General features: G+C 42.7%; 11 protein-coding genes. 1 reads left to right on the top strand and 10 read right to left on the bottom strand.

What is annotated here, in order from left to right; all coding sequences use genetic code 11:
* Window position 1: 1 nt before the first annotated feature.
* The 5 genes from ACYVIC_RS11180 to ACYVIC_RS11160 form a co-directional block, all read right to left on the bottom strand.
* Complete coding sequence (locus tag ACYVIC_RS11180) at window positions 2–1375, bottom strand: ATP-binding protein (RefSeq protein ID WP_460859953.1); 1374 nt, start codon at window positions 1373–1375, stop codon at window positions 2–4.
* A 10-nt stretch (window positions 1376–1385) separates the two neighbouring features.
* Window positions 1386–3560, bottom strand: coding sequence for a hypothetical protein (locus tag ACYVIC_RS11175; protein WP_460859951.1), 2175 nt, complete (start codon window positions 3558–3560; stop codon window positions 1386–1388).
* A 6-nt stretch (window positions 3561–3566) separates the two neighbouring features.
* Entirely contained in the window at window positions 3567–4385 is an 819-nt protein-coding gene (locus ACYVIC_RS11170) for a TnsA endonuclease N-terminal domain-containing protein (protein WP_460859949.1), read from the bottom strand.
* Window positions 4386–4543: 158 nt separating this feature from the next.
* A complete protein-coding gene (locus ACYVIC_RS11165) occupies window positions 4544–4858 on the bottom strand; it encodes a hypothetical protein (protein WP_460859946.1) in 315 nt (104 codons plus the stop codon).
* Window positions 4855–5241: a hypothetical protein gene (locus ACYVIC_RS11160; RefSeq protein WP_460859944.1), complete on the bottom strand. Its 387-nt coding sequence runs from the start codon at window positions 5239–5241 to the stop codon at window positions 4855–4857. Before ACYVIC_RS11160 ends, ACYVIC_RS11165 begins: the two co-directional genes overlap by 4 nt.
* 122 nt (window positions 5242–5363) lie before the next feature.
* Between ACYVIC_RS11160 and ACYVIC_RS11155 the strand changes: the two genes are divergently transcribed.
* Complete coding sequence (locus tag ACYVIC_RS11155) at window positions 5364–5591, top strand: helix-turn-helix domain-containing protein (protein ID WP_460859942.1); 228 nt, start codon at window positions 5364–5366, stop codon at window positions 5589–5591.
* A gap of 119 nt (window positions 5592–5710) precedes the next feature.
* Here the strand turns inward: ACYVIC_RS11155 and ACYVIC_RS11150 are convergent, their stop codons facing one another.
* The 5 genes from ACYVIC_RS11150 to ACYVIC_RS11130 are packed head-to-tail and all read right to left on the bottom strand — an operon-like array spanning window position 5711 to window position 17642.
* On the bottom strand, window positions 5711–11968 hold the full coding sequence (locus ACYVIC_RS11150) for a DEAD/DEAH box helicase (protein WP_460859939.1): 6258 nt from the start codon (window positions 11966–11968) through the stop codon (window positions 5711–5713).
* Window positions 11965–15318, bottom strand: a complete 3354-nt coding sequence (locus ACYVIC_RS11145) for an STY4851/ECs_5259 family protein (protein WP_460859936.1) — start codon at window positions 15316–15318, stop codon at window positions 11965–11967. Before ACYVIC_RS11145 ends, ACYVIC_RS11150 begins: the two co-directional genes overlap by 4 nt.
* 15 nt (window positions 15319–15333) lie before the next feature.
* Window positions 15334–15879, bottom strand: coding sequence for a DUF7004 family protein (locus tag ACYVIC_RS11140; protein ID WP_460859934.1), 546 nt, complete (start codon window positions 15877–15879; stop codon window positions 15334–15336).
* Between the two features lie 21 nt (window positions 15880–15900).
* Window positions 15901–16548, bottom strand: a complete 648-nt coding sequence (locus ACYVIC_RS11135; RefSeq protein ID WP_460859933.1) for a hypothetical protein — start codon at window positions 16546–16548, stop codon at window positions 15901–15903.
* A 2-nt stretch (window positions 16549–16550) separates the two neighbouring features.
* Window positions 16551–17642 (bottom strand): ComEC/Rec2 family competence protein, encoded by a 1092-nt coding sequence (locus ACYVIC_RS11130; RefSeq protein ID WP_460859931.1) that lies wholly within the window; start codon window positions 17640–17642, stop codon window positions 16551–16553.
* Between the last annotated feature and the right edge of the window lie 95 nt (window positions 17643–17737).

The following is a 17737-nucleotide window of genomic DNA, read 5'->3' as shown; positions in this document are numbered from 1 at the left end:
ACTAAATTTCCCCTGTCTTGAGGGTGGACGTTGCTCGACTATCCTTGTTATCGCTTTTGATAGGTGAAAACATGCTATTTGAAACTACAACAGTCTCCTTTGGGGCGACCTTCTTTTTAAGAGGAGCCGATCTTTGAATTGTCGTTGCAGACGCTCGTTTCTCGAATTCATTCACTAGCCCAAGCCTTAAGCTACTCAATGCAGGATCGATGAATGTGAATTGATTTTTGTACACCGACAACAGCAGTTTTACATCATCAGTGCGCATTGAGTTCCGCCCTTTTTTCTCAACTAACTGGATCAAGAATTCATGGTGCTGGCTTGCTAGACGAGACATAATTGCCGGCAATCCACAACTCAGGTAATGAAACTGATCGATAAATTCTGGTGATAGCGCGGTACAGTTTAATAACGCCGTTTCAGGAAACAGTGCGTTTACAAACCGTATGAATTGTTCGCTGTGTCTCTTGACGGGAAAAAACTCTAATCTTCGGTCATTTAACATCCGCCTGGCGATAGTAAAATCTGCACGGCCGTTTGCAGAGTAGTCTGCGCGAAATAAATCGAGACCAGCGGTAGTCATGCTTAACAACATCGGGATACCGAGTTTGTTAAAAATTGCTTCGAGTACTACCATTGAGGGCTTGTCTTTGCTCTGGGCATAGCTCACCATAAACTGCATTTCATCAATGTGTATTAACCCGAGTTCATGAGTTTGGGCAACTAATTGCATCCCTGTAATATGCTGATCGACACTGTCCCGATTTCTATTGGACCACTTTTCATAATAGTCCGTCCCTAAAGCATTATCCACGGCTCGAAAAAAACTCAGCGCTAACGCTTTAATACTGGGGGTTGCGGGCAAATCAATTGATATCCAAACTAACTGCGACTGCTGGTAAGGCACACCAGCATAATCGCGGTGAACAATAACTTGTGGTATGGCATTTAAAACTTTTAAAATTGTGCTTGTTTTTCCAGCACCGGAAGGTCCATCCACAACCATTGTTGGCGCTGTTGTCATAGCACTCCTTGCTACTACTTTTCGCTCTTTTAACCCGACAGCAAGTGCATATTTAAGCCTATTTGACTCAGCAGTTAACGGACTCCGTGTGCAATACGAATCAAATAATTGGCTGACGACCTTTTCATACAATTGTTCCTGCTGCAACGCAGGCACATGGATCCTGTTTAAACCAGCTAAACTAGCTAGCCGGACAATTTTGGGCAATTGCCAGAAATCCGGTGGGCACCAATCAGAACATTCAGACACCGCTTTTGCTTGAAATTCCGGCTCGAGAAGAAAATGTAGCGCTTCCACTAAAGGGTTCCCTTGCCCGTCCTTGTATGGTGTCGATTTGTATACTGCATCCATATCGTTTCCCTTAACTAAATAGTTCATTATCAAGATCATACAAATCAATTTCGGATGGAATGTCATTGGAAAACTGCTTGTTATGCGTTAGCGCTCTAGTTATCTCAGCACCTTCCGCGATACGTATCTGTTTATGCTGCTCTACTTTTCGCTGCTTCATACCCGGCTGAATTGATTTTCGGGTAGACGTTTTACCGACGTGGAGTACTGATTTACAATCAGTGTTAGCTAATATTTCCTCTAATTTGCTATCACGCTCAGCACGAAGATAACGCCCATCCTCTTGCGCTCCATATTCAATTACTTTTTCTTCAAACAACCGGTGCTCGACAATTTCCCATGGCAGATCTAAAAAGCGGTTGTCGTTATTAACATTTTTTAAATCCAGTCTGATAAACTCACCGCTATTATCTTGATACCAAAGGCAGTTCACAAAGTCTTTCAACCGTTTAATCGGGATTTTGAAACGCTTTTTCGTGGCAGTACTAAACATCCCCATAATAGTAGGGTGATCGGCAATGTACTCCAGACCGCCAAAGCTAATTCCATGATCCGTTACCGTCGCCTCCTCCTCGGGTAGAAAAGCCCAATATACTCTCGCTTGATCTTTGGCTGTCGTCGGCCGGCCCCCGGTCATATCATTGAGTAAACTATGCAAATAAATCGCTTCAGGCGTTATACCACAACCATCTATCGCGGCTTTAAAACCAAGCTTTTGCAAACGATTAGCTGACTTATTTTGATAAATAATTTCTCTGATAAGAATGCCAACGACTTGTTGGTAAGTATAAGTAGCAGCATTAGAAGGGTGGCTTTCTGTCCGATCTTGCTGCTTGAAAATCGAACCGGATAAATGATGAATTAAGCTGTCATTTAAAACCCCGAATGACCGTTCAACCGTTCCTTTGCAATCGCCCCGATAAGCCGCCGCAAGATTGACAGCAGAAATACCTAACAGACTCTTTAGCGCACTAGAAATTACGCAGTCCTTATATTCACGACCATTGTCAATCGTAATTTCCCTGGGAATATGATGGGCAGGCCAATCATGTTCGGAGATGTCTACTCCATATCGGCGCGCAAATTCAACTTTATCAAGACAAGCGTTTGCAAGCGCCTGAGCAACACCAGACCAATCTGGACCGGAGAAGCCCAAGTACATACCAACAATCATCGATGAATACACATCAACAACTAAATAAAGTACCGGACGTCCTACAGCCAGTCCTGCTTTATAGGGGTAAGAGACATATAAATCCAAAACTGTAGCATCGACTTCATAGCGATGTGTCGCACCCACTATTCCATCACGAGCCGATCCAGTTCTTGGTGCAATATCTTTGGCATATTTAAGATGACCATGTTGGATCTTAGCTAACGTTTCGGCATCGACTAGTTTTCGAAAATGGTAGTAAAACTGGTCGTAACTCAAACAATCTTTTTTCGCAAACGGGACAATTATTTTTTGCGCACTTCCATCGTCAAGTTCACGCAGCATTTCTGTTCGTTGATACGTAACATCAAATAATTGATATGCCGCCTGCAATGAAAATTTTTTACCAACGGCTTTAAACTTTTTAATAACAGCATGAATGTTTCGCTTGTCGGCTTCGCAAACACCTCGCGTTCGCTCAACGGGTAATATTGATTTACGTCCCCGTTTGGCCTTAACGTCTGCCAAAGTTTTAAATGTAGGGCTATTACTGCCGCTATTTTTAAATCCAACCGGTAGCAGCGCATTCTTTGTCATACCTAATGCGATAAATCGATTTAGCGCTCTATAATATGCTGATTTATTAGCCCAGCCGCCGTTGTGAACCTGTTCTGATATTAGCAGGCTTATTCCATCAGCGAAAAGATACTGTTCAATCAAGCATGGTGCGGTGAGAGGGCTTAGCATTAACCAGTTTGCATCTCGCCTCTTTAGCCAATTAGTGCGACCTTTTGATACCAGCGCCTTGTCAGAAAAACTGAGCTCAGCTGGCAACTCATACTCCCGCTCAGTCAAATTATTTACACGACAAAAAGTATCTAACTCATCAAGCGTGAATATAATTGGCTTTTGAAAGTTCCCCTTTTCCATCCTCGACATATCAGACAGTGCAACATATTCGCCTGACTGGCTGAGGGCACACAGTCTGTATGACTTAGTATCGCTAAAGTAACCACTTCCGATGTAAGGCATATAGCATTACTCCAGCTCAATCGGTCGATACTGCTGTAATTTGCTGGAGTGCACCAGCTTAACCAAATTGTGTAAAACGCAAAAAAAGAACAGTTGCTCCGCAACAGACTGCTCAACATTCAATGCTACTGCGCTGTAATGAAGTAATTCTGACAAATGCATATAGCGATGATTTTGCCAAACTCCATAGAATACGGCGGAAAACGCTATTGCCTGTTCTTTTTCGACCGGTTGTTTAAGGCCAATTTTGCAAAACTGAAGATTCCAAGCATGTTCTTTAGTCGCATTCAACTCAGTAATAATCCGGTACTGGATACCCCGACGATTCCAGTACTCTAGCTCTATTTCCAATTTCTGAATCGTACGAGTAGCAGACGGGAGAAACTCCGTGCAAGTGTTATCAGTATAAAGATCTGAGCTGTACTTGAATGTGTAGGCAGTTGAGCACAACGAACTTTCATTACTGACAATATTTTGCGTAATAACAATAAAATCCGTTGTCATCACTGTTATCTGCTTCGTTTTGTAGTTTCGCGGATGAACATAACCAAACTCCTTAGCAATTGAGATGGTTTCATCAACATCAAGAGCATATTGCTCCATCACGGCGACTGTTCCAGGGCGCGACATCATAATTTCATAAGCACGTCTTTCTGCATCAGATAAGAGATGAACCTCCCGCTGTTGTTTGTCGCACCATAACCAGTGCCGGCGACCAAATTTGTTTACTGCACGCACAGTAAGAAACGGCCGATAAGATCCTTGATTGATATCTAAGATCCACTGGTTATACTTTTTCAATGTCGAGTCTTTAATAGACAACATTCCGTTCCCCATCCTTAAAACGTCAGAAAGTACTAGCATTCAAAAACTGACGAGTCAAACTACAAAAATCATTAAAAACATAGTGATAGACAACTTTAAAAACTACAATCACAACAATATTGTTTTGATACAGCACAGTTTCATTACCCAAAGTGGGGCTAATGCATCAACATAGATAGCGGCGCAGAAACCAAATTTGCATGTAAAATATTTTTAATCTGTGAAGAAAAAATTTGCCTATACATGAGTTTCTCATCATTAGTTGTGATTAACTCACCCAACACGTAGATCCCAAATGGCGTTAAAACCTGTGCACAAAGATTGTCGACCTGAAGGACTGGCCCAACTTTTATCAGGCAACGCCGTTTATCCGTGAGCTCTAACTCACCAAACAGATAAAGCAATCCGATTGCAGTGTCTCGTTCAAAGAAGAAATGCTGCAAGCGCTGCAAAGGTAAGTAATCAGTATTCATTCAACATACTCCTGGCCAGTTTTATTAATCAGAAATCGCAGGAAGTCTTTTTGCGTTTCATAAAAACTCAAGCTGCGGATGCAACTTGCACAACATGAATAGCGTCGAACCCAGTACAAAACAGCTTCAGTGTTGTCAGACTCGTCTCCCTTGCCACAAATTGGTACCAAACGCCGCTCAAGCGGGTTAATGCGCAAACTCGTCATGAGACTCAACGTAATACTTCGGGTTTGTCCTAGAAATCGTTTGCGCAAAATTTCAGCGCGAATTGTGGACGGAATGTCGTCAAAATCTGGTGGTGTATTGCGCATACAAGTCTCCAGAGGACCTTGCACTGGCGCAATGCCCTCATTTTCAAACATCACTTCAGACAAATTTTTCATAGAATTACCCCTTTAGGTGAGTTACCCTAAGTATCAGAATGACATTTGAAAGCATAAAATGCCATTCTAAATGAAATTTAGCATCACAAAATGACATTCACAAGGTTTTTTTGTCATTTTAAATGACTTTTTGTTATCAGGGGCAGCAAAAATTGATTAGATGTCACTTGGCCAGACTTATGGGCGAGCACAAGTTGAAGATTGTGGACGTAGCACGCGAGACTGGTTTAAACAGGAATACAATAACCCTTCTTTATAAAGAGACAGCTCAGCGAGTTGATTTTGAGACAATAGATAAACTCTGCGAGTTATTTAACTGCAAAGTTGAGGATCTGTTTGAGAGGGTTTAAAAGGCATATATGGATGCTAGCTATATCACTAACTCAGAATCTCGACTTAGTTGTCGATATCCCATGTCATGAATTAAAACTATGGCTAGCCGATTGAGCGGCTAGCCAACTTAAGAACATCATAGTTTGTTCAGATAGAGAACAGAAGGCCAATCAGCGCTGTTCTTGACGTGACCAGTGCTCCAGACTTTAATCATTTGCTCAAGTTGCTCTTTAATATCTGTAAAATTAAACCGATATAGCTCTCTACTAACATCATGAGACCAATACCCCACGCCTTGATCGAAAGCAATTGAGTACTGCTCTCCATCTTTAAACGTCAAAAGCAATTCCCGGCGATGCGGAACCGCCCCTCTGTCCTTATGAATAGATAAATTCACAGGCAAGGAAACACCTTGCTCAAACCAGATATCAACTACTTTTTGAAATTCATCTTCACAATCCCAGTCATCATGCAACCGCCATCCGGTTTTATCTTTTGGGTTAAACAAAGAGTTAATAGTAAAAGAAGGTGCCTGTAAACTGCCTAAACTACGCATTACTTCACCAAGTAGAATAATGCTCCAGGGAGATTGGATATACCTGTCGGTATAATCTAAAGACTCAATACCTATCTCAGCTATTTTTCGGGTAATAATTGGGTACTTTGTGCCGATGACGTCCCACAGCTTATTACCAAATTGTTTGATAGGACCATTAAGTTCTGCTTTAATCTCAATTCTTTCACTGGCTTTAACTTGATACCAATCCGATGTGTCGACACCAGTCCAAATTGGCGCACTAACAAGCTTTGCCGATACAACCATGCAATCAGACGGGCTATCCAGCCAATTACTGCCAGGAATTAATGGAATATCATTCTGCACTGCTATGCCATACATATCCTTTTCGTTACCAACGGCTACAGCCAAATACCCACCGTTTTCTGCCACCGTTGACGTAGTAACGAGTTGAACACCAAGTTCCTGATAGCGTTTTAAGATTTGCTGAACAGGTTTAGATAACTTAGTAGCAGGCAGCACAAAAGATAATGAAACACCGTAATACTCAACTATCTGTTCTACATAGCGATGTACTTGTCTGGCGTTTAGATCCCATTCATTTGGATTCTGTGATAACCAAATGCAAACCTTGGTTGCGCCTTTACTTATCCTGTGAGCAATTTCTTCCCTTATTGAGTGATAGCAATATTCACCATTAGATATAAATTGATATTCTGACGGAAGGTGTAGGAAGAAAGTAAAATCCTCTCCCAGCCATTTAAGCGCAACATGCCTATTTAGATTGTTCGCGTCATGCCGAGTGTTTGAATCCAATAAGCAAGAAGAGCAAACTTCATCGCAATTGTCGTGACAGATTAGCTCTTCATACATTTTATGCAGCAATGCATTAATATCCTTGGCTGCACTTGAGGCAAAGCCCGCGCCACCCGAGAGCGTGTCATAAAGTTGAATAACCATTGTCGGCATATTTGATACTTCATCAACAGCAGCTTTCACGAGATAACCAATCTCAGCGGTTGATATACCTCGCATCTCTGCAAGTGCATTACGCAAAGCCACCGCCAACGTCAGGGCTATAGTTTTACCGTCTTCTGTATTAGCGATGAATTCACCAGATACAGGATGGCGTAATGTCAGTTCAAACGCATCTGTGTAGCTGGAACAACCCAGGTGAATTTCTTTTTGAAGATTTCCATCACACACCTCCTCAAAACGATTGTCATCTTTTGATTTTGGCGTAGAAAGTATTGGCCGATGTTTTTCGTTTGGCTGGAGAGTCTTTGGATATTCACCATCATCCATCATGGATTCAGCTTTACCACAACTTAAACAAACCGCATAGCCTGTACCGTGTTCGCCAGAAGAGTGCTGGAATAGTTTTGCATTATCTCCAACTCGCATGCGTCCAACTAATGGATTCGGAAGCGTTTGACATTGCCCGGCAACAGCCAGCCACGCCGGTTGCACGGGTACATATTTCTGAGAGCTGATATCATTAGTCGGCTCATCAAAAAAGTCTGTCACAAACCCTGTTGGTTGAAGAGTTTTCTTAATTTCCGATCTGGAGGAAAGTGAGATTAAGTGGCCACAAGCATCACACTCCAGGTCGCTTTCATCGACAATAGTGTCTGTCAATCCAGTTTGTCCACACTTGCCACACTTCCAAGCCAAATCAAACTTTTCGCCGCCCCGCTCACCAAACTTTCGCCAGTTCAAAGATATACCCGCAGACTTAAAAACCCTTCCGTCAATGACCAGCTGAGATCCAGGGGCATACTCTCTTATAGCAATTGCCAGATTGCGGCTTGGCATATCTCGCAACAGGGAAATATTGTCTTCACGGATTTCCTTCTGTTTATCTTTATTTTGTTTAGCTCGTCTGTAATCAACGATATTTGTGTTATTTAAAGTCACCACATCGGTCGGAAATCCATAACCAGGCAAGAAAGTTGTTGCAGCCAATTCTTTAAGCAAATATTCAGAGCGGTGACGTCCAAGCTCCATTTCAATTCGATACTCAAATGGTGAATCTTTTGCTGCCTTTTTCAGTTTTTCCGACAAATCATTAAATTGCCCTATCCATTTCGATTCCAGACCTTCTATCTGCTTCCTGGTATTGTTGATCAACCGATACGGTTCAAACGACTCAAGAGTAGTGCCCTTTACGAGGCCCCTAATCTTTAACTCAACATCTTTTAAACAGATATCCAGCCACGCTTTAAACCGCTCGCAAACTGATTTCCGCTCTGGTTCGGGTTCAAAGAACCACTGCAGATTCAGCGCAGTCTTTTCTTTCTCCGTTGGTCCAATAACGCGCTGCAAAAACTCAGAGAGCAATAATGAATTTACATGGCGATAAACTAATCGCTCCGAATTAAGAGATATGTGTGGAGCAGGAATATTGGTGACAAAAGGCCAAAGTGGATCTGCAAATGCATGTCGGTCATGAGGGTTGCTTTTACACAATGTATACGTAATAGCTCTGGACTCTTTACTACGCCCTGCACGACCAGCCCTTTGCAGATAGTTGGCAGGGTGAGGAGGAACATTATTCATGACCACCGCAGATATACCGCCTATATCAACCCCCATCTCCATAGTGGTTGAGCAATTTAAAACGTTAACGTTGCCTAGCTTGAAGTCATCCTCATATTTTTTTAGCCTGTCTGCCGATTGCTGTGCGGAGTGCTCCGCTGTACGGTAATAAAAACCTTTTTCTACGGTTCTGTCGTTAATATCTGTCCATAAACTTCTCTCTCTAAGTGATTCGATACCCTTTTCTTGACCAACCAGCTCGCGAACTTTAATCAATCCCTGAGCGAAATCTTCTTGAGAAATATCAAAAGCCCAGAATGCCGGTATCGTTACTTTCTCACACAGTACATTTGGTGAAGATAAATCATGTGGTAAATATGGTGTTAACCCCCTGAATACCGTATCTATGAGCTTGTTAGTTTGAGGACAGACAAAGCCGGTATCCGAGAAAGAAAAGGTGATCTTGTCAGGGTTCAAGTAGAACAGATTCCCCTCATTGTCTAAAATTCGCCTTGTCGTAAGTGCACTCCATGCTGCTCTTAGCCATTCATTGACAATATCAATTGCAGCGCTGTCAGACACATCAAAATTAGCGGCTTTAATTAACAGCTTACCCAATCTACTCTGATTTTGACTTGTAACCTGAGGCCACTTTTGAATCCGCTTACTGGTATCTTCATTAGAATCTGGCTTCAACAACCGCTTTGGATAAAACCTACGACCAACCCATTTCAGCAATTTAGGTTCCAGTACTACACAGGAGTTTTCTCTGATAAAGAAATCCAGGCTAACTTTTAAAAAGTCTTGCCAATCCTGCGTGGAAAAACCATAGCTTTTCCAACGCTCAGGTAAAGCGGTTACTTGTTCCAAGCCAGTGTAGTTAAGCTTAATAATCCCTTGTGTCTCTAAGCTGTTTTGCCTTTTGGGTCTTCTTGCAAACTCTCTAATCAACAGCATTTTAGCCAGACTTTTTGCTCCTAAACTGTCATCAAACAATTCCGGGTTAGCATATTTATTGTATGCGAGGATGGAATGCTTAATATCCGTTTTTTCAGATAACGCGTCGGTCATATCTGCCCAAGAAACAGAAATAAGACCGCTACCACCAATTCCCATCAAATTATCTAGTTCTTGCTGCTCCTTCTCAGCAGCCTTATGATCCCCTCTAGATTTCAGGTATTCGATATACCCTGTCTTACGGTCAATATCCTCAGTAGATATCGTTGGTTTGTTAGTTGCCTCAGTTTCGAGCTGACGATTCTGAAGAACTTCAAAAACCAGCCCTCTTAAGCGACTACGCTCAGCTTCTTGCTGCATACGGACGGCCATCCTGGCTGTGCCCTGACGACTATCAGTAAACGTAATTAGTTTACGCCCTCGGCCAGGAAGTTCTGCCGGAGACAATTTATTATCTTCATCAGGCTGATGGTCAGGGCAATACTCTAAAATCGTAGGCACCGCATTGGCGACATAAAAAGGCGAACCTAAAATTGCTCTGCGAATAGCCTTACGTCCTTGCACACCTTTGTAACCGCAACAGCCACACTCATTTTCATAGTCTTCAAATAGATATAAATGAATAGGGTCGGATGCAGTACCAATTGATGCGGTCTCTTTATCAATCTCAACAGGTTTATATTCGCCAGCCTTATCAGGCAAAGCGCGAAGAGTAACGGGGAACGTCGTTTTTATACTTTTGGAACCAGTACCATCATCCTCATTACCAACTTCATCCGTATCAAGCAATAATGAGAATTCATCGGAGACAAAAATATCGCGCTGGGCTAAAGTCTTATCGTTTTTTTCGATAGCAAGGAGATGAGGTGAATTGCAATCGTCACACAAGCCCACCTCACACACTGGTGCTCCGCAATTACAGCGACTACGTTGGCGCGTGTATACCACACCGAAGGGCCAATTGTCCTCGAGTGTCGTCTCCACTTTTTCTTTACATTTTGGATCAATACAACTCCATAAGCCGTTCAGCATCGACTGGAAAAAATGTGCCCTAACTTTTAAAAATGCTTCCTGATTTTCCTCAGCCTTGGTTCCTGTTAATAAATCAATCCATTCAAGCATTTCTGAAGTCGAGAAGGATTCGCTTGGGAAACATTCTTTCAAATGTTGTCGTAATGCAGATAACTTTATAGCTCGTTGTTTATTGCTCACGAATTTATGTCTTATCTCGCGTGCTATCGGCGACTCACACAGCATCTGAAATCGCTCTTTTGAAACCTCCAAACCACTATCAACAGCCACCAGCTGCTTTAAGGAGTACTTTTTACTGGTCAAAGAAGGCAGTGAAGGCACAGCTCTTGTGCCATCAATTACCACAATTTGCTCTTCGGAAACGTTTGCCAAATTTGCCAGATATGTTTTTAATTGCTGATTGGCATTCTCGTCTGCGATGGTTGCCGAGGTGGCAACAAAACGAACATCTTTGGATTCAACACCGAAAGCTTGAACCACACGACGTAGTTGCATCGACAACTCAGCAGCTTGAGAGCCCACATAAGAATGAGCTTCGTCTAGTACAATCCATCTTAATGACTTTTGTTTTCTGGATGCTTCGATAATAGTGGAGTCTATATTTCTAACCAGCATGTATTCGAGCATGGTGCCATTTGTGACAAGTATCGGTGCAGGCTCCTCTCTCATTAACTCCCGCGACAAAATTTCATTTGGTCGCTCTTTCTGTTTATCTCGAACTCTCCGCATTTTCTCAGGCGTATTGCCATTGTATAAGCAATATCGAATATTTGTATCAAATGCTTGTGTCCAGGCATTTAACCTCTCACGTTGCGAGCTAATCAGTGCGTTTAATGGATAAAGGAAAATCGCTCTAACACCAACAAGCTTTGCATTAGATTGAGTATATTCGCGATACAAGTCCTCCAGAACAGGTACCATAAAACATTCAGTTTTTCCTGAGCCGGTGCCACTAGTAACAATCACTGACTTGGGCTGTTCTGCCAGTAACGTCTGCCAACTTATTAATTGGTGTGTATACGGAGAAAAATGGCTGGCAAAGCGATATCTGTTTTTAATCTCTTTACCATCTACACTTTTCACTTTTTGCTGATCTAATGAATTCACAAGCGGTGAACTGAGTAAGCCTGTGTCAATTAATGAATTCAGCGTATGTTCTTTTGCCTGCTCCCATCCGAATGTGTGTTCCAAAACTGGATCCGCCAAGAAAGAATCTGGTGCGCCACATTCTTTCGACATCTGCTGTTGCAGATACTTTCTAAGATTTGGATTGGTAATACCTAATACACCCAAAGTAGATTCTCTGGCACGATTGATTGATTGTTCAACAAGGCTCGTGAAATATTTCATGCTTCGTTCTCTTTATTCATTTTTTCGTAAAGGCTGACGAAATAGCTGTAAGCAGCGCCAAACCAATCGCGATCGAATTCCCGAATTTTTTTCATTTCATAAATAGCATTAGGGTCAAGCCGAACATAGTCTTCAATCCGCATAATGCCAGCGGCAACAGCGGCTGATATTGCGGGGTAGTAAACAACAGAGGATTGATGGTATTCGCAATCCAGCAAACCATTGACCTCACAATTAGAAATGGCCTTTTTTAGTGCTCCATTAAGAAGAATAGGCCAATCGTTAGGCTCAAGTTCTGAATTCGTCCGTTTTAAATCCTGCAACCAACATTGTTTGAACGCGAACTCAGCCTGCGTAATGCTCAATTTATTTTCAAAACGGTTGTGAATTAAAAAGTGGGCAAATGGCGCAGGAAAAGAGGAAACACAACTAGTTAAGTTTAAAAACAACTCATCTAGCCGAGAAGTGATTATTTTAGGATCTGGCAAAAAACGACCGATAAATAACCGATACTGTTTTATCGCCTGTTTCCAACTATCTATGTTGATCATCTCCCAGAAAATCGGCAGCTCGATATCCAGTTTTTGAATGAACTCTTCGTTCATTTCAAAGACAAACAATGCCACGGTTAAGGCTCGCTCATTTTTAGCAATCTCATGCCAAACCTGAAATGTTGATAATGGCAGGTGTTTAGTCTCTTTCCAGAGCGCCCGCAAATACCCCCAGCTTCGGTGTTCAATATTGTCAGCCATATCTGACATCACCAAACCAATGACATCTGGGTTGGACATTGGGTGATAAGCCCTTACTGCTGACTGAAGCGTATCAATTCGTTGGGCTGCATACTTTTCCTGCTCACCGTTTAAATTTACTAACCGTGGTCTAAATGCGAGATCATTGCCCACTCCAGGAATAATAAGCCAGACATCGCCTTTAAACATTGCCGGCAGCAGTTCATATCGATCCACTACAATGTCACCCAGCTTTTTAGCAGGAAGGTACTCACTATGCCGCTCAGGTTCAGCTATTCTAATAGCTTGCGGTTGCTCATTAAATGTATCGATAGCACTAGTGTCAACAAACGAAACGATATTTTGGGTCGTATCTATTTCAAGCTCAGTGATATATTTTCTGACATTATATTTCTTTGCATTAACGCCATTTCGAATTTCAATTTCAACCTCTACATCTATGCCATCATCCAGCGCACTTAAAGCAAAAAGTTCCATGATTCGCTCTTTAAAGCTATATAAGCTAATAGATACTGGTCGATTCCCAACTTTAATTTTCGATTCGAACCTCGGCGAATTACGACAAATTGGTTTCAGTGCTACAGACAAAGTAAAGGTCTCGATATAGTCTTTAGCAGAGTAGAGCAAAACTTTAGAACCCAAGAGTTGAGGCACGGTAAGCGATGTGCCAAGTTCATCCCCTTTGCTATCAAAACCAAACACGCCAGCAGCTGGAAATGGCAACGTTATTTCAATTGGGTCACTACCAAGATTGGCAGAAATGGACAGTCTTATAGTTGACGGTGGCTTCAGTCCAACACGCAGAAAATAAATGTGTGTGTGCTCTTGTTTACTATGTTCACACTGCGCCCCCTCTACCACAACCTCAACGAAGATCGTTGTCTTGGTAAAAATGTGTAATTCAACTCCCTGTGCAGTGGAGTGAAAGTTGAGCATCAAATCATCCGGCAATACACCTAATTTTCTTCTTAAAAGTACATCACCTTCTGCATTTTTCAGGCTAAAAGTATGAATGCCATATTTCTCGTGATTCTTTAATGCATGTTTAGGCTTGTCGTTGATAAATTCAAACATGTTGGTCGCTGTTTGACTGTCAGCGTCTGGCAATATTACTTTGGGCAAGCCTTTGTAAACTCGGGTGGGCCTAGTTTCCCATTGAAGCTCTTGGCCAGATAATTCGAACGCACCACTGCTGTTATAAGTTGAGTTAGTACAAATACGGTAACGGTTACCATTGTCTTGTACCCGAACTTCACCAAACACCTTGTACCAATGAAGTAATGTGCCCTGATACGATAACGTTTTTTCTAAATCCACTACACCGCTCAACGACTCCAACCTAGCTGTTGCCGAGACAAGTACATAGATCGATTTGGCTTTCACACTAAAGCTAGATTGTCCGCAGTAGCTCAAGCTATTGTTAATTTCTTCAAAACCAATAGGAGTCTCACCTATTGGGAAAGCTGATGCTGATATTTCCTGTCTATCCCGGCATATTCCTGACTCTGTGAGTTCAACAAATAGTGGTGTGTGCGGATTTCCCCGACTAACCACGATGCTTTTTACTCTTGGCCTGACTTTACATACCCGCCCATCAAACAGGGCATAGACGCTACCCAATTGAGCAGACTTTTTAGTGCCTTCATCCAGTCCAAGCTCGAGCCGGGTTGAGCTAACTTGTGATCGTTCGATATTAAAACTGAGGCTTTTAGGAAATGTGATCTTTGTTTTGATCTTGAGCGTGTCGATATCAATGACGTGATCGCACGTTAGCTTCGTTTGAACATTTTTTATTGACTGACTGGCACTACTCGCCTGTTCAAGCCAATTGTTAAGCAACTCACGGCCCGTCTCGTCATCCAAAGGTATCGGGAACTGTTCGCGCCAATTTGGTATTAATTTATCTAATTGCTCTGAAGGCTTTTGCTCCAAGTTATTAAGATCGACTTTATTTGCTAGTCGCATCAGATTTCTAATCACGCTGGCAATAAGTTCAATGCTCTCAGATTCTGAGAAAACAGAAGGCAAATACGTAACGTTCTGCTTAATTAACTCCGTTAATTCGATCCCCAATAATTCAACACGAAAATAGTTTTTCAGTACCCGCCATACTAGCGAACCGAACTTATTATCAGACTGACGTATCAACTGGAAAGGCAAGCCCCCCTCAATAAATACTGAGCCTAAAAAAGTCCTGGTTCCTGATACCTCAAAACGGCGAACGGGTCTCTTCCAAAATAGCTCAAGGCCCATGGGCACGATCTGACGAAGGTCATTTTGATCAAGCTGTAACCCCAGTTCTTGCCATATTGGAGACCATTGCCATCCATCCGCTGTCTGATATTCTCTCCTGTACCACTCAGAACAAAACAACACGAAGCAAGCGGCCCAATGGCTATGGTGCGAGGCAGTTAGTGATGTTTTGGGATAAAAGCGTTTTGTCACTTCGCGCAGCGACAAATATTCTTCGTGTGAGATTTGATACGAAAAAAGAGGTTGCCCAGAGGGAGAGATCAATCCCCTTTTTTTAAGCAGCGTGCTAATAAAATCAGAGGGGGTAATCGCTGCATTTAAAACAGTCTGTATATTCTGCATCATAACCACTAAATCCTTTTATGCGCTTAACTTCAATGCAATATCCTGGCTATAAAAGCCCCTTGCCTCACACTCGAGTTGTAACTCCCGGAATTTTTTCTGCCGTGAGTAATTTGCTGCCATCCTGGCGGGCATGCACTCTATAAGTACCTGGTGCACACCAAGCCGTTTAATATATTTTTTTAAAATGGCTTTCTGCTTATTTTCTTCTGCAACCATACCTGCGTAAAGAAACGTCAGAATAAACTGCACCTCATTAGGCTCTTCATACTGTTTTGCCATACGAGTTATGTTATTGACTACACCATAATTAATGTCATTTGTCACTAATTTGAACACAGTTAGAAAATCTCGATATAACCCAAATCGTTGTAATGTCGTGGTATATTTTTGCATCAAGGAAAATACATCCTCATCGCGGATGGCATGGGCAAAACCATTACGCAAATGATAAATGCACCAACTATCAAACCTGCCTTGTGAAAATACCAACCGTGTACCATCCAGCAAATTCGAGATCAGAACCGCTTTAGCTTCAAATTTTTGATTCACTAAAAATGCCATAACTCGCTCTCCTTCAGTTCGCTATTTCTGATTAGAACGTGGCTGCATCAGCCAGGTGACAACAGCATTAGTCACCATTCTTTTTCCATGGTGATGAGCAGCAAGCGCACTGGACATAGCAAACAACAACGGCACTAAAAGTGAATAAGGTGAGAAAGCAACAGCTACTACAGGTAAAGCGACGAATCCGAATGCCAGCATTACAGCAATAACTAATGACACCACCATACTGTCACGCCAGAGCAAAAAGCCTTTATGCGCATCTTTTACAAGCGGTGCTTGCTTTAACGGCTGATAAATATGTTGATACCACACTCGGTTCTGCACATGCTCATCAGCATTTAGTGGCATCAGCGGCATAACTTTGTGTTGCAGTGCAAGCAAATCAATACGAGGGTCGTGCGCTGCCAGATGCAAAAAGCGATGGCCTGGCAACACATTATGCAAACGCAAGTACACTAATTGATGCTTAACCGAAGCCGGCAGCAAACTACTAAACAGGCCAGCAAACACGATTATTAACGTCACTATCACTGTATCCGGCGAGAACAGGTTCAAGCCAGCCCAGTCAAAGTTAGGGTTTGACAGGCCATACGCTACTGCAACCTGCGCAATCATCACCAGTGCTAAGGTCGGCATGTTTTGAGTTTTTAGTGATATCCAGGCCATGCTTACACCTCCTCTTCATACGAGAAGTGATATGGCTCAGCTGTCAGTGAAGACCACCCTGCGCGACCAGGAGAATTATGGTAATGCATTATTCCCTGGCCGCGTGTTACTAATACTCGTGCACCACGATGAGAAAACGCATTCAATACTGCTTTACGAGGGTGCTTTGGCTCACTGGCTTTGGCGGTTGAGGCGATCGCGGTCACACCGCGTTGTAAACCTTCTGCCACCGGGCTACCAATAAGACGGTTTAACACTGTAGGGCCGACATTGCGGCGGCTACCATGATGCGGGATTTGGATAAGGGAGAGCATAGCGCCCGAGAGGCAACCATCAATCTCATCTGCTGCATATTCTAACGCTTGAATGCCAGCATCAGCGGTAAAGACCAGACGTTTACCATCGACTATAAGCTGAGTAATAACGCTGGAGTTATTTTTAGCTGACGTCTTACCATCATCTGAAATATGGTCTTCGCCCCAGCTAGCACAGAAAGTCTTCACCGACTTCAAGAATTTATCGAGCCAGCTCTCATTCGCGACAGCGTTTGCTGCGGCGCGCAAAGGCATTCCATCGAAATCAGGAATAAGTGACTCGTAATAAGACTGGCTTGGCCCTAGCACCTTAACCGAACCCGTTCTATCCATCAGACCGGTAAAGGGCTCTTTTAGAAGAATACCCTTGCGCTTTGCCAATTTGGACAGTGACCAGGCACGCTCTAAATTTTGTTTTAAACGCTCACCCAGGCTGGAGTCGGTTAAGCGACCATCAGAAAACTCTTCCGCCAGCTTATGGTTGTGTAGCCAGGGCTGATGTAACCATAGCTCTTTTACCTCGAGCTCGTTAAGTACAACCTCGAGGCCATTAATATGGTCTTGATCCGGGTGAGAGCTGATAACCAAGTCAACGCTATCAGTACCAAAATATGTGCGGATATGCTCAACCAGTGCCGTACCGGTATCGCTAAAACCACCATCAATGATTACCACGGTTTGTTCGTCACGGCGGCCATGCAAATTACCAAACCGAATCGCTATCGCGTCACCGCTTTTTGACTCGCTACCGACACCTAAAAAATCTACTTCGTAACCCATCTTGTGTCTCCTGTGAAATGTTAGTCACAAGAGGTAATTCAGGAGTTATGCCATAATACTTTATCAAACAAAATCAATAGCTTGACTTTAAATCA

The sequence above is a fragment of the Rheinheimera gaetbuli genome (genome assembly GCF_054781935.1).
Note: the sequence above shows the minus strand (reverse complement) of the source record. Positions and strands in the feature narration are given on the sequence as shown.